This is a genomic window from Diaphorobacter sp. JS3050, from assembly GCF_013154915.1.
In the GTDB taxonomy this organism is placed as follows: Bacteria; Pseudomonadota; Gammaproteobacteria; order Burkholderiales; family Burkholderiaceae_C; genus Diaphorobacter; species Diaphorobacter nitroreducens.
Genome location: NZ_CP053553.1, coordinates 3933885 through 3946791 on the forward strand (window position 1 = coordinate 3933885; position 12907 = coordinate 3946791).

9 protein-coding genes are annotated in these 12907 nt (G+C 66.8%); 6 read left to right on the forward strand and 3 right to left on the reverse strand.

Annotation, left to right across the window (positions count from 1 at the left end):
* The first annotated feature begins 57 nt into the window (after positions 1–57).
* The 6 genes from HND92_RS18660 (at position 58) to HND92_RS18685 (ending at position 7916) form a co-directional block, all read left to right on the forward strand.
* Entirely contained in the window at positions 58–1416 is a 1359-nt protein-coding gene (locus HND92_RS18660; protein WP_172209030.1) for an aspartate aminotransferase family protein, read from the forward strand.
* A 67-nt stretch (positions 1417–1483) separates the two neighbouring features.
* Positions 1484–3001 (forward strand): CoA-acylating methylmalonate-semialdehyde dehydrogenase, encoded by a 1518-nt coding sequence (locus tag HND92_RS18665; RefSeq protein WP_172209032.1) that lies wholly within the window; start codon positions 1484–1486, stop codon positions 2999–3001.
* Between the two features lie 83 nt (positions 3002–3084).
* Entirely contained in the window at positions 3085–4224 is a 1140-nt protein-coding gene (locus HND92_RS18670) for a sensor domain-containing diguanylate cyclase (protein WP_172209043.1), read from the forward strand.
* A 255-nt stretch (positions 4225–4479) separates the two neighbouring features.
* Positions 4480–6792: an NADP-dependent malic enzyme gene (locus HND92_RS18675; RefSeq protein ID WP_172209046.1), complete on the forward strand. Its 2313-nt coding sequence runs from the start codon at positions 4480–4482 to the stop codon at positions 6790–6792.
* Positions 6793–6946: 154 nt separating this feature from the next.
* A complete protein-coding gene (locus HND92_RS18680; protein ID WP_011807185.1) occupies positions 6947–7351 on the forward strand; it encodes a ribonuclease domain-containing protein in 405 nt (134 codons plus the stop codon).
* Positions 7352–7490: 139 nt separating this feature from the next.
* On the forward strand, positions 7491–7916 hold the full coding sequence (locus tag HND92_RS18685; protein WP_011807186.1) for a barstar family protein: 426 nt from the start codon (positions 7491–7493) through the stop codon (positions 7914–7916).
* A gap of 294 nt (positions 7917–8210) precedes the next feature.
* On the opposite strand, the gene rsmA is transcribed toward HND92_RS18685, so the two are convergent.
* The 3 genes from rsmA to HND92_RS18700 form a co-directional block, all read right to left on the reverse strand.
* Positions 8211–8972 (reverse strand): 16S rRNA (adenine(1518)-N(6)/adenine(1519)-N(6))-dimethyltransferase RsmA, encoded by a 762-nt coding sequence (rsmA, locus tag HND92_RS18690; RefSeq protein ID WP_011807187.1) that lies wholly within the window; start codon positions 8970–8972, stop codon positions 8211–8213.
* Positions 8969–10366 carry a peptidylprolyl isomerase gene (locus HND92_RS18695; RefSeq protein ID WP_371814820.1) on the reverse strand — a complete coding sequence of 466 codons (1398 nt, stop codon included), beginning with the start codon at positions 10364–10366 and terminating at the stop codon, positions 8969–8971. Before HND92_RS18695 ends, rsmA begins: the two co-directional genes overlap by 4 nt.
* Before the next feature lie 63 nt (positions 10367–10429).
* Positions 10430–12883 (reverse strand): LPS-assembly protein LptD, encoded by a 2454-nt coding sequence (locus HND92_RS18700; RefSeq protein ID WP_172209052.1) that lies wholly within the window; start codon positions 12881–12883, stop codon positions 10430–10432.
* Positions 12884–12907 lie beyond the last annotated feature (24 nt).

A 12907-nucleotide genomic window follows, 5' to 3' on the forward strand; every position in this document is an offset into this window, starting at 1 on the left:
GCTTCAACGGATTATTACCGTGACCAACAATGCGCGCATTCCCTTCAGGAGATCGCCATGAGCTTCGCCGTCATCGACCCCAACCCCGCAGCCGCCGTACGCACCGACGCCGCCTGGCTGGAAGCCCACTGGATGCCCTTCACCGGCAACCGCAACTTCAAGGCCCAGCCGCGCATGATCGTGAGCGGCCAGGGCGCCTACTACACCGACGCCGAAGGGCGCAAGATTTTTGACGGCCTCTCGGGCCTGTGGTGCTCGGGCCTGGGCCACGGCCGCACGGAGGTGGCCCAGGCCATCGGCCGCGCCGCCGCCACGCTGGACTACGCGCCGGCCTTTCAGTTCGGCCACCCCGCGTCGTTCGCGCTGGCCAACAAGCTCAAGGAACTGACGCCCGCCGGGCTGGACTATGTGTTCTTCACCGGCTCGGGCTCCGAGTCGGCCGACACCTCGCTCAAGATGGCGCGCGCCTACTGGCGCGCCAAGGGCCAGGGCACCAAGACGCGCCTGATCGGCCGCGAGAAGGGCTACCACGGCGTGAACTACGGCGGCATCTCGGTGGGTGGCATCGTGGGCAACCGCAAGCTGTTCGGCCAGGGCGTGGAGGCGGACCACATTCCCCACACCCAGCCGCCGGCCGGCACCTTTCAGAAGGGCATGGCCGAAGACGGCGGCCGCGCGCTGGCCGACAAGCTGCTCGACGTGATCGCGCTGCACGACGCATCCAACATCGCCGCCGTGATCGTCGAGCCCTTCTCGGGCTCGGCCGGGGTGGTGATCCCGCCGAAGGGCTACCTGGAGCGCATCCGCGAGATCTGCACGCAGAACAACATCCTGCTGATTTTTGACGAGGTCATCACCGGCTTTGGCCGCTGCGGCACCTGGACCGGGGCGGAGGCCTTCGGCGTGACGCCCGACATCCTGAACTTCGCCAAGCAGGTGACCAACGGTGCGCAGCCGCTGGGCGGCGTGATCGCCACCAAGGAGATTTACGACACCTTCATGGCGCAGGGCGGCCCCGAGTACATGCTGGAGTTCCCGCACGGCTACACCTACTCGGCCCACCCCGTGGCCTGTGCGGCGGGCAACGCGGTGCTCGACATACTGCACAAGGAAGACATGCCCGGCCGCGTGAAGGCGCTGGCGCCCTACTTCGAGAACGCCGTACACGGCCTGAAAGGCGCCAAGCACGTGGCCGACATCCGCAACTACGGCCTGGCCGCCGGCATCACCATCAGCGCCCTGCCCGGCGAACCCGCCAAGCGCCCCTACGAGATCGCCATGAAGTGCTGGGACAAGGGCTTCTATGTGCGCTACGGTGGCGACACCATCCAGCTCGCCCCCCCGTTCATCAGCACCCAGGCCGAGATCGACCGACTGGTCAGCGCCCTGGGCGACGCTCTGCACGAGACCGCTTGAACTCCTGTTTTGATAGCTGTTAGCGCTTGATGGATAAGCGCTAGAGCCCGTTTTAGCTTAGAACATCATGCACCACGACAAGAACGTCACCACCACCGTCGGCCACCTGATCGATGGCAAGCTTGTTGCCGACACCGAGCGCACGCAGCCCGTGTTCAATCCCGCCACCGGCCAATCGACCACCAGCGTGGCGCTGTCGAGCCAGGCCACGGTGGAAGCCGCCATTACCTCTGCCGAGGCCGCCTTCCCCGCCTGGCGCAACACGCCGCCGCTCAAGCGCGCGCGCGTCTTAGCCAAGCTGAAGGTGCTGCTCGAAGAAAACGCCGACAAGATCGCCGCGATGATCACCGCCGAGCACGGCAAGGTGCTGGCCGACGCCCACGGCGAGCTGCAGCGCGGCATCGAGAACGTGGAGTACGCGAGCTACGCGCCCGAGCTGCTCAAGGGCGAGCACAGCCGCAACGTGGGCCCCGGCATTGACTCGTGGAGCGAGTTCCAGGCGCTGGGCGTCACCGCCGGCATCACGCCCTTCAACTTCCCGGCCATGGTGCCGCTGTGGATGTGGCCCATGGCCGTGGCCTGCGGCAACACCTTCGTGCTCAAACCCTCCGAGCGCGACCCCAGCAGCACGCTGTTCATCGCCCAACTGGCGCTGGAAGCGGGCCTGCCGCCCGGCGTGCTGAACGTGGTCAACGGCGACAAGCTGGCCGTGGACACGCTGCTGCAGGACCCGCGCGTCAAGGCGGTGAGTTTCGTCGGCTCCACGCCCATCGCCGAATACATCTACGCCGAAGGCTGCAAGCACGGCAAGCGCGTGCAGGCCCTGGGCGGCGCCAAGAACCACGCCGTGCTGATGCCCGACGCCGATGTGGACAACGCCGTGAGCGCGCTGATGGGCGCGGCCTACGGATCGTGCGGCGAGCGCTGCATGGCCATCCCGCTGTTGGTGGCCGTGGGCGACGAGGTGGGCGACGCCGTGATTGCGGGCCTGAAGGCCGAGATCGCCAAGATGAAGGTCGGCCCCGGCACCGACAACAGCAACGACATGGGCCCGCTGGTGACCAAGCCGCACTTCGAGAAGGTGAAGGCGTATGTGGACAGCGGCGTGCAGGAGGGCGCCACGCTGGTGGTGGATGGCCGTGGCGTGCAGGTGGCGGGCCATGAAGAAGGCTACTTCCTGGGCGCCTGCCTGTTTGACAACGTCAAGCCCGGCATGAAGATCTACCAGGAAGAAATCTTCGGCCCCGTGCTCGGCGTGGTGCGCGTGAAAACACTGCAGGAAGCCATGCAGCTCATCAACGACCACGAATACGGCAACGGCACCTGCATCTTCACGCGCGACGGCGAAGCCGCCCGCTACTTCACCGACCACATCCAGGTCGGCATGGTGGGCGTGAACGTGCCCCTGCCCGTGCCCGTGGCCTACCACTCGTTCGGCGGCTGGAAGCGCAGCCTGTTTGGCGACCTGCACGCCTACGGGCCCGATGCCGTGCGCTTCTACACCAAGCGCAAGACGATCACCCAGCGCTGGCCCTCGGCGGGCGTGCGCGAGGGGGCGGTGTTCAGCTTCCCGAGCAGCCGCTGACGGCACGGCGGGGGTTGAGAAATGCGGCTGCTGGGCAGGCGTCGCCATCGCTATTACAGTTGTTCACAACAATTTGTCTGCCCATGAAGCTGCCCCCCGATCCCTCTTCCCGCAGCAGCGTGCATTGGACCGTGCGCATGAACCGGCGCAATCGCACGATCTTCTACCCGTTGCTTTTTCTGGCGCTGGGTTCGCATCTGCTCGTCACCGACGCGCCAGGATGGACGTGGGTGTTGCTGGCCTTGAACTACCTGGTCTTTCCCCAGGCCGCCTACTGGCGGGCACGACACGCGGTCGACCCGCTGCGCGCAGAAATGCAGAACCTGGACACCGACGTCGTCCTGTTTGGCCTGTGGGCTGGCATCCTGGGCTTCCCGCTGTGGATCACCTTCATGCTGGTCGCATCGGGCTGCATCAACGTCGTGGTCTTCCACGGCGCCCGAGGGGGTATTCGCCTCGTTGTGGGAATTGCCACCGGCGTTGCACTGGCGACGATAGTGGCCCCGCTGACGTGGAAGCCCGACACGGACCTGCGCACCTCCCTGCTCTGCATAACGGCCATGGGGCTGTATCTGTTCGCATTCGCCAGCGATGGCTATCACCGCGCCATAGCCCAGCACAGGGTGCATGCGCAGTTGCGCAAACAGTTCGAGGAAATCCAGTCGCTGCAGGTCCAGTTGAGCGAACAAGCCCTGCGCGACCCACTGACCGGGCTGTCCAACCGCCGCCATCTGGACACCGTGTTGGCGGCCACGCTGGAACGCTGCCGCAGCGAAGGACAGCCGCTGTCGCTGTTGCTGCTCGACATCGACCATTTCAAGAGCATCAACGATGCACATGGCCATAGCACCGGCGACCTGGTGCTGCAGGCAATGGCGCAGTTGCTGCTGCAGCATGTGCGCCCCGAGGACGCAGCCTGCCGCCTGGGAGGCGAGGAGTTCGTGGTGGTGCTCGACAACACCCCACTGGCCGTGGCGATCGAGCGCGCACAGGAACTGCGGCGGGCTTTCGAAGCGCTGCGTATCCGTGCTCCAAGCGCGGAATTGACTGCCACCCTGTCCTGCGGCGTGGCGGCCTTCCCGGACCAAGGCGATACGCCCCAGGCGCTCATCGCTTGCGCCGACCAGGCGATGTACGCCGCCCAACAGGCCGGCCGCAATCGCGTGACCAGTAGTGCCAGGCCTCCCACCGAGCAAACGGCGGACAGCACGTTGATGGCCTGAGCCGTCGGGCATACAAGGTCCGATCGCAACCTGCGGTAAAACTGTTTCACCCACATACGCATGTCTGCGTACCAGGGTTTCCACGCAAGCCTCCCCTACAATCGCGGTCCCTCAGAGCCTGTTTGCGCTCCTTTCCTGCTTCGCAGCCCTTGAAGGCCGGCAGGCGATCGCGGCAGGCTCGCGATCAGCTGACAACCCGCCCCGGCGGTTCGGGCGCGGCGTCAGCCCCCTGACTTTTGAGCTGGAGACGCCTCAATGCCCGATACCCCCGCGGTCCCCCCCACGTCCGACAAGCGCGCCCTGCTGCGTCGTGCCGCACTCGAATATCACGAGTTTCCCCAGCCCGGCAAGATCACGATTGCTGCGACCAAGCAGATGGTCAATCAGCATGACTTGGCACTGGCCTATTCCCCCGGCGTGGCCGCGCCCTGCGAAGAGATCGTCAAGGACCCCGCCGCTGCCTTCCGCTACACCGCCCGCGGCAACCTGGTCGGCGTGGTGACCAACGGCACGGCCGTGCTGGGCCTGGGCGATATCGGCCCGCTGGCCGGCAAGCCGGTGATGGAAGGCAAGGGCGTCCTGTTCAAGAAGTTCTCGGGCATCGATGTGTTCGACATCGAGATCAACGAGAAGGACCCGGACAAGCTCATCGAGATCATTGCCTCGCTGGAACCCACGTTCGGCGGCATCAACCTGGAAGACATCAAGGCCCCGGACTGCTTCTACATCGAGCGCAAGCTGCGCGAGCGCATGAGCATTCCGGTATTCCATGACGATCAGCACGGCACGGCCATCGTCGTGGGCGCCGCCATCCTCAACGGCCTGAAGGTGGCCGGCAAGGACCCCAAGAAGATCAAGCTCGTGACCTCGGGGGCCGGCGCGGCCGCGTTGGCCTGCCTGGGCCTGCTGGTCAAGCTGGGCATTCCACGGGAGAACATCTGGGTGACCGACCTGGCCGGCGTGGTCTACGAAGGACGCACCGAGCTCATGGACGAGGACAAGGTGCAATACGCCCAGAAGACGTCCGCCCGCACGCTGGCGGAGGTGATCGAGGGTGCCGACGTGTTCCTCGGCCTGTCGGCCGGCGGCGTGCTCAAGCAAGACATGGTCCGCAAGATGAACGCGCGCCCGCTGATCTTCGCGCTGGCCAACCCCAACCCCGAGATCTCGCCCGAAGACGTGAAGGCGGTCCGCGACGACGCCATCATCGCCACCGGCCGCACCGACTATCCGAACCAGGTCAACAACGTCCTGTGCTTCCCGTACATCTTCCGCGGCGCGCTGGACTGCGGCGCCACGACGATCACCACCGAGATGGAGATCGCCGCCGTTCATGCCATCGCCGAGCTGGCCCAGGCCGAGCAAAGCGAAGTGGTGGCTGCCGCCTATGTCGGCGAGCCGCTGGCCTTCGGCCCGGACTACCTGATTCCCAAGCCGTTCGACCCGCGCCTGATGATGAAGATCGCGCCGGCGGTGGCGCAGGCCGCGGCCGACAGCGGCGTGGCGCAGCGCCCCGTGGCCGACATGGACGCCTACCGCGACCATCTGCAGACCTTCGTCTACGCCTCCGGCACGACCATGAAGCCGATCTTCACGGCGGCCAAGGTGGCTCCCAAGAAGCGCGTAGCCTTCTCCGAGGGCGAGGAAGAGCGCGTGCTGCGCGCCGCGCAGATCGTGGTGGACGAGAAGATCGCGCGCCCCACGCTCATCGGCCGCCCGGCCATCATCGCCCAGCGCATCGAGAAATTCGGCTTGCGCCTGAAAGAGGGCCAGGACTACGACGTGGTCAACGTGGAGCAGGACCACCGCTACCGCGACTTCTGGCAAACCTACCACCGCATGACCGAGCGCAAGGGCGTGACGGTGCCCATCGCCAAGATCGAGATGCGCCGGCGCCTGACGCTGATCGGCTCGATGCTGTTGCACAAGGGCGAGGTGGACGGCCTGATCTGCGGCACCTGGGGCCACACATCGCACCATCTGCAGTACATCGACCAGGTGATCGGCAAGCGCGCCGGCGTGAACACCTACGCCTGCATGAACGGCCTGCTGCTGCCCGATCGCCAGGTGTTCGTGGTGGACACCCATGTGAACTACGACCCCACGGCCGAGCAGCTCGCCGAGATCACCATCATGGCGGCCGAGGAGATGATGCGCTTCGGCATCAAGCCCAAGGCAGCGTTGCTGTCGCACTCCAACTTCGGGTCCAGCAACCAACCCAGCGCGGTGAAGATGCGCCAGACGCTGGACCTGCTGCGCGTGCAGGCGCCCTGGCTGGAGGTGGACGGCGAAATGCACGGCGACGTGGCGCTGGACGGCAAGGCCCGCTCGGCCCTCATGCCCCATGGCACGCTGGCGGGCGACGCCAACCTGCTGGTCATGCCCAACATCGACGCGGCCAACATCTCCTACAACCTGCTCAAGACCGCCGCTGGCGGCAATATCGCCATTGGCCCGGTGCTGCTGGGCGCGGCCGAGCCGGTGCACATTCTCACCGCCAGCGCCACGGTGCGCCGCATCGTCAATATGACCGCCCTCACCGTGGCGGATGCCAACGCGGCCCGATAACGGCCATGACAAGCGCCGCTCTACGAGTGGGCGCTGACAATTGCCCTTCGTTTCTGCCCATTTTTTGGGCAGGCGCTTGCCTTATGTGCGCCTTTTTGTCACACTAGCGGGTCGAAATTTCGGGTTAACCCGTAGTTTCTGAAAGGTGTAGTGGATGTTGCAGGCTGTCGCCATCCGGGCGTACAAGGCAATGGGGGCGTGCGTTCTGGGTGCTGCGGTCACGCTTGCGCCCGTGGTGGTGTCCGCGCGGCAGCTCCCTGACACTGCCGCCAATCCTCCCATCTCGCTGGCTGAGCTCCCCCCGCAGGGGCGGGCCACCTATGCGCTGATCCATGAGGGTGGGCCGTTCCCGTACGACAAGGATGGTTCGGTATTCGGCAACCGCGAGCGTCTGCTCCCCCTGAAGAAACGCGGCTATTACCGCGAATACACGGTGCGCACGCCGGGCGTGCGCCACCGGGGAGCGCGGCGCATCGTGTGCGGGGGCGCTCCCCGCACACCGGACGCCTGCTATTTCACCAGCGACCATTACGCGAGCTTTCGAGAAATCAGGGAATGAACGCCAGGAATGCCCCTTGCGGCAAATCCCCTGGCAAGGCCCCTGATGCATCGCACCAACGGTTTTTCTTCCGCTAGCCGCCTTCGCCAGGCTGTCGGATACTTCTATTCGTGGACCTCTAAAAGAAAGAGCAACGGAGATGGAAACGCCACTTCGTAAAGACCAGGAAACGCTTCTGCGCGGTGTGCGCCCCAATATCGTGCAGTCGATCCGTGCCTTCCGGGTGCACGACCTGCAGGACACGGCGCGCGCCATGGGCCACCACTTCCTGTATGCCAACCTGGCACATGCGCAGTCCAAGCAGGACATCCTGGACCTGATCGCCACGCAGTTCACCTTCCCGGCGCACTTCGGCAAGAACTTCGATGCGCTGTACGACTGCATGACCGATCCGCTGCACAAGTCGGGCCCGCAGCCGGGCTTCATCGTGGTGCTGGAGCAGATCCCGATCACGGCCAAGTTCGACAAGGAAGCCCGCGAGCAATTGCTGGACATCTTCCGCGATGCCGCCGACTACTGGGGCGACCGCAAGATCCCGTTTCGCTGCTTCTATTCTTTTCTGTAGCCCGTTCTGCAACCGCCGGCCAGGCGGAACGGGCGCAGGAGGAGCACGGCAGTGCTGCCTCCCAGGCCATAGAGATCGCGATCGATCCCGTGGGCGAGAAGATGCCCACCGACAAGCTGGTGGACGTCTCCCCCATGGCGCTGCGCATGAGCAACCCCTTCAACGCTGGCTACTGGCTCACGGCCGCGTGATGAAGCATGACCGGCCGCAGCCCTGCCCCGGCCGGTCACGGTTTTGCGCTTTGAATCAAATCGGGCGCTAGCACCTTACTGATAAGCGCGAGCAGCTCCTATTTCAGGAGCACTCCTGCGCCAATGCGACGTACTCGCTCACCGGCACCTCCTCGGCCCGGCGCTGGGTGTCGAACGTGCCGGCAAACTGCCGCGCTTCGAGCCAGCGGCCCAGCGTGTGGCGCAACAGCTTGCGCCGCTGGCTGAAGGCCACCTGCACCAACTCCTCCAGCACGGGCATCGACAGCGCCTCGGGCGCTTCGTGCGGCACCATGCGCACCACCGCACTGTCCACGCGCGGCGGCGGGTCGAAGCTCTCGGGCGGCACGAACAGCACGTTCTCCATGGCGTAGCGCCATTGCAGCATCACCGACAGCCGGCCATAGGCGCTGGTCGCCGGCGCGGCCACCATGCGGTCGATGACTTCCTTTTGCAGCATGAAATGCTGGTCCGCAATGACCCGCACGTGCGCCAGCAGATGGAACAGGATGGGCGTGGAGATGTTGTAGGGGAGGTTGCCGACTACTCTTATTTTGGAAGCATTCAGCGCTTGCGCTACCTGCGCAAAGTCTACTTTCAGCACATCGGACTCGATGACATCGAGCTGCCCGTGCTGACGCAGCCGCGCGGCCAGGTCGCGGTCCAGTTCGACCACTGTGAGCCGGCCCAGGCGTTCAACCAGCGGCTGGGTCAGCGCCGCCAGCCCCGGGCCGATCTCCACCATGGGCTGCCCGGGCTCGGGCGCGATGGCGCGCACGATCGCATCGATGATGCCCTGGTCGCTCAGGAAGTGCTGACCGAAGCGCTTGCGCGGGATGTGCTTCATTGCGGAGCGTCGCGGTATTCCACGTAGGCCCGACCCCGGGCTTCCTGGATCCAGGTGGCGAAGGCCTCGTCGAGCTTCTTTTCGCGCACGGTGTCGCGCACCATTTCACGCTGCTCGCGCTGGGTGAGCTTGGCCTCGCGGCGCTCCAGCAGCTGGATCAGGTGCACCCCAAAGCGCGACACCACGGGACGGCTGATCTCGCCAGGGCGCAGGGCATTGAGCGCCTCTTCGAATTCGGGCACGTAGCGCCCGGGCGATGCCCAACCCAGGTCGCCGCCGTCCTTGGCGCTGCCGTCCTGCGAATACTCGCGTGCCAGCGCCGCGAAGTCGGCGCCGCCGCGCGCGACGCGATCGCGCAGATCCTCCAGCCGCTCGGCCGCCTGGCGTTCCGACAGGTTGGCATTGGTGCGCAGCAGAATGTGGCGCGCGTGGCTCTGCACGGCCGTGGTGGGCACGCCGCTCTGGGTCTTGTCCACCACCTTCAGGATGTGAAAGCCCGCGGGCGAACGCACCGGGCCGACCACGCTGCCCACGCTGGCTTGCTGCGTGGCGTTCACGAACAACTCGGGATAGCGGTCGGCCGGGCGCAGGCCCAGCAGTCCGCCGTTGGCGCCTTCGGGCGCATCGGAATACTCGCGCGCCACGGCGCCAAAGTCGCCGCCCGCCTGCACCTTGGCCAGCGCCTCCTGCGCGCGCGCCGAGCGCTGGGCCACCTCGTCCGGGCCGGCGTTCTCAGGCACTTTCACCAGGATGTGGCCCAGGTTGAGTTCCAGCTTGCCCGGGCCGGCGGCCTGCCGCTGCTCGCGCAGGTACTGGTCCACCTCCAGGTCGCTCACACGCACGCGCGACTCCACGTCGCGCTCGCGCAGGCGCAGCGCCAGCAGCTGGTTGCGCAGTTCTTCGCGAAAGCGCTCCTTGCTGATGCCATCGGCGGCCAGGCGCCGGTGCATTTCGTCCACGCTGATGCTGTTCTGCCGCGCCACCGACTGCTCGGCCTGGTTGACGGCATAGTCGTCCACCTTGATGCCGGTCTCCTTGGCCTGCTGCACCTGGATCTTCTCCAGGATCAGGCGCTCCAGCACCTCCTTGGCCAGCAGCTCCTGCGGCGGAACCTGGCCGCCCTGGCTGGCGATCTGCTGCACCACGCGCTCGGTGCGCTGGCGCACCTCGTTGTTGGTGATGGGCTCGGAATTGACCACGGCGACGATGTAGTCCGCCTGCCGCGGCGCGTTGGAGGCCATCGCCCCGGCCGGCGGCAGCAGCGTCGCTGCGGAGGGCAGCCGCGGCTGGCCGGAGGCCGATGGGCGCAGCCCCTGCGCATGGGCGCTCATGGGCACCAGCGGTGCGACGGCGGTCAGGCAGACCAGGCCCAGGGTCAAGGCACGGTGTTTCATGGCGTGGTGCAAATTCATGGTGCAAGGCGGCGCGTCCCCAAAGCGGGGCGGCGCGCAAGGCGATCAATCGTACTGGGTGAAGCGGCTGGGGGTGGACACGCTTTCGCGCAGGAACTGGTAGCGCGGCACATTCTGCTTGAGGCTGGACAGCGGGTTGGAGCCCAGCGACAGGCGCGAGAAGCCGATGAACTCGATCTGGAACATGAGCCGGGTGTTGGACGACGTAACGCTGCGCTGCAGGCGCTCCAGCACCACGCGGCCGATCCAGCAGCAGCTCTCGTACTCCAGGCCCACCACGGTGTCCACCAGTTTGCGGTCCTGCAGGCTGTAGTTCAGCCGCCCCACGCTGTACCAGCGCCCCCCGGCAGAGGAGGGCTTGTCGCCGCGGTCGCCCCACAGGTCGTTGAGCGGCCACTGCCAGCCCACATCGATCTGCTCGCTGGGCTCGGTGATCAGGCCGGTGACCTTCTGCATGCGGTAGGCCGCGCTCACCGTGCGGTAGTTGCCGGGCGAATAGCGCGCCCCCACCGTGGTGCGCAGGGACCGGCCGGTCTTGGGGTTGTATTGCACCGTGGAGTCGAAGCCCCACTGCGGCGTCCAGTTGATGCCCGCGCCCAGCAGCACGTCCGACAGCCGCTCGTTCACCGGCGAGCCGCCGGGCATGGTGACTTCCTGGTCGGAAAAGCGCACGCGCTGTGCCACGCCGAAGCGCGCGGCCTCGGCGCCGGTGTCGGGGTCGAGCAGGCGCGTGGTCACGCCCAGCGTGAGCAGGTTGTTGTCGGCCAGCCGGTCCTGTCCGCCAAAGGCGTTCTCGGTGTAGATCGACGCGAAGTTGAAGTCGTTCACCGCGGTGTCGTAGATCGGCAGCAGGCGCTGGTCGCGGTACGGGGTGTAGGTATAGAAGGCGCGCGGCTCCAGGGTCTGCAGGAAGTCGCGGCCGAAATAGCGGGCGTCGCGCTCGAACACCAGGCCGCTGTCCAGGCTGAACGTGGGCAGCGTGCGGCTGGCGGTGCGCTGGCCGTTGGCCAGCGGCGCATCGAACTCGTAGTGCGTGCTGTGCAACTGCACGCGCGGTGTGATGAAACCCGCCGGCGCCAGGAACGGCCGGCTGACCTGCGCCATGGTGTAGCTGCGCTTGGCATTGGGCTGGCCGGTGTAGGCGCGGTCGGCGTGAAAGCTGGTGTAGTCGGCCTCGACACTCGCATCCAGCCCGCCGGCCAGCTGCAGCGGCCGGTACTCCCAGCGCAGCTGCGGCATGCGGTCGTAGGGCGGGATGATGGGCGCGTTCACGTCCTGCAGCGTTTGCCACTTGAGGGTGCGCAGCAGCAGCGAATGCTCGCCGCGCGCCCAGTTCAGCGTCGCGTCGCCCGGCAGCAGGCGCTGGGTGAGCTGGTCGTTCACGCCGCTGCGGCCACTGTTGCGCTGGGAAAAATCGCGCCAGTAGTTGTCGTCGCTCACGCGCTTGATGTCGATGCCCAGTCCCACGCCGCCTACGGGCGTGTCAAAGGTAGCGCGGTGCTTGATGCCGTAGGCCCAGCGGTCGCGGTCGCGCAGCCGGTCGTTGGGCATGTAGTCGGCCGTCAGCTCGCCGCTGTAGCGCGGCTCCAGGTAGCGGAACTCCGTGCCCAGGGCCACGCCGCGCCGCGTCATGACCGTAGGCGTGATGGTGGCGTCGCGGTTGGGCGCGATGTTCCAGTAGTACGGCTGCGCGTACTCGAAGCCGCTGACGCTGTCCAGCCCGAGCGTGGGCGGCAGCAGGCCGGACTTGCGCCGGTCCGACAGCGGGAAGGTGATGTGCGGAATCGGCAGCACCGGCACGCCCTTGAACTCCAGCACGCCATTCTCGGCCGTGCCCACGTCCTCCACGCGGTCCAGGTGGATGCGCTCGGCGCGCAGGATCCAGTCGGGCTGCCAACTGACCTCGTCGGTGCGCTCGCAGGTGGTGTAGGTGGCGTTGTGCACCACGGAACGGTCGCGGTCGAGGAAGTCCACGCGCGAGGCCTCGCCATGCGCCGCGGTCTCCAGGAAGCGGTAGCGCGCGTCGCTGAAGAAGCCGGTGAAGGCCTCCACGCGCAGGTCCAGCTGCGAGCCTTCATACCGGTTGCCCGCGCGGTTGATGAGCACGTTGCCGCTGGCGCGCGCGCGGCCATCGGCCACGTCGTATTGCATGCGGTCGGCATGCACCACCGTGTCGCCGCGGCGCAGCTCGGCGTTGCCCTCGATCGTGGCCTGGATGTCCGGTTGGCCCGTCACGCGGTCTCCGCGCACGAACACCGGCAGTTGCTGGCGGATGCCGTAGGGCAGCACCTCCTGCAGGCGCGGGCTGGAGCGCAGCGCGGGCGGTGGCTCGGCCGGCGCAGCATCTTGGGACGGCTGTGCCTGGGCCAGCACGGCCAGTGGCACGCCGCACAGCATCAGGGCCGCCAGCCGCGCCAGCATGCTGCGCGGAGGCAGGGGCGCGGCGAATGGGCGGTGCGTCGGGACGTGCAGGGCGTGGGGCAAGGGGAGACGATCCATGGATTGCGACGGACGGCGGGCCGC

What these genes read in the sequence shown, in the direction of transcription:
- HND92_RS18685 (WP_011807186.1), top strand. Translation starts at nt 7,491, where the DNA reads ATGGAAACGCCACTTCGTAAAGACCAGGAAACGCTTCTGCGCGGTGTG.
- HND92_RS18675 (WP_172209046.1), top strand. Translation starts at nt 4,480, where the DNA reads ATGCCCGATACCCCCGCGGTCCCCCCCACGTCCGACAAGCGCGCCCTG.
- rsmA (WP_011807187.1), bottom strand. Translation starts at nt 8,972, where the DNA reads ATGAAGCACATCCCGCGCAAGCGCTTCGGTCAGCACTTCCTGAGCGAC.
- HND92_RS18695 (WP_371814820.1), bottom strand. Translation starts at nt 10,366, where the DNA reads ATGAAACACCGTGCCTTGACCCTGGGCCTGGTCTGCCTGACCGCCGTC.
- HND92_RS18700 (WP_172209052.1), bottom strand. Translation starts at nt 12,883, where the DNA reads ATGGATCGTCTCCCCTTGCCCCACGCCCTGCACGTCCCGACGCACCGC.
- HND92_RS18660 (WP_172209030.1), top strand. Translation starts at nt 58, where the DNA reads ATGAGCTTCGCCGTCATCGACCCCAACCCCGCAGCCGCCGTACGCACC.
- HND92_RS18680 (WP_011807185.1), top strand. Translation starts at nt 6,947, where the DNA reads ATGTTGCAGGCTGTCGCCATCCGGGCGTACAAGGCAATGGGGGCGTGC.
- HND92_RS18665 (WP_172209032.1), top strand. Translation starts at nt 1,484, where the DNA reads ATGCACCACGACAAGAACGTCACCACCACCGTCGGCCACCTGATCGAT.
- HND92_RS18670 (WP_172209043.1), top strand. Translation starts at nt 3,085, where the DNA reads ATGAAGCTGCCCCCCGATCCCTCTTCCCGCAGCAGCGTGCATTGGACC.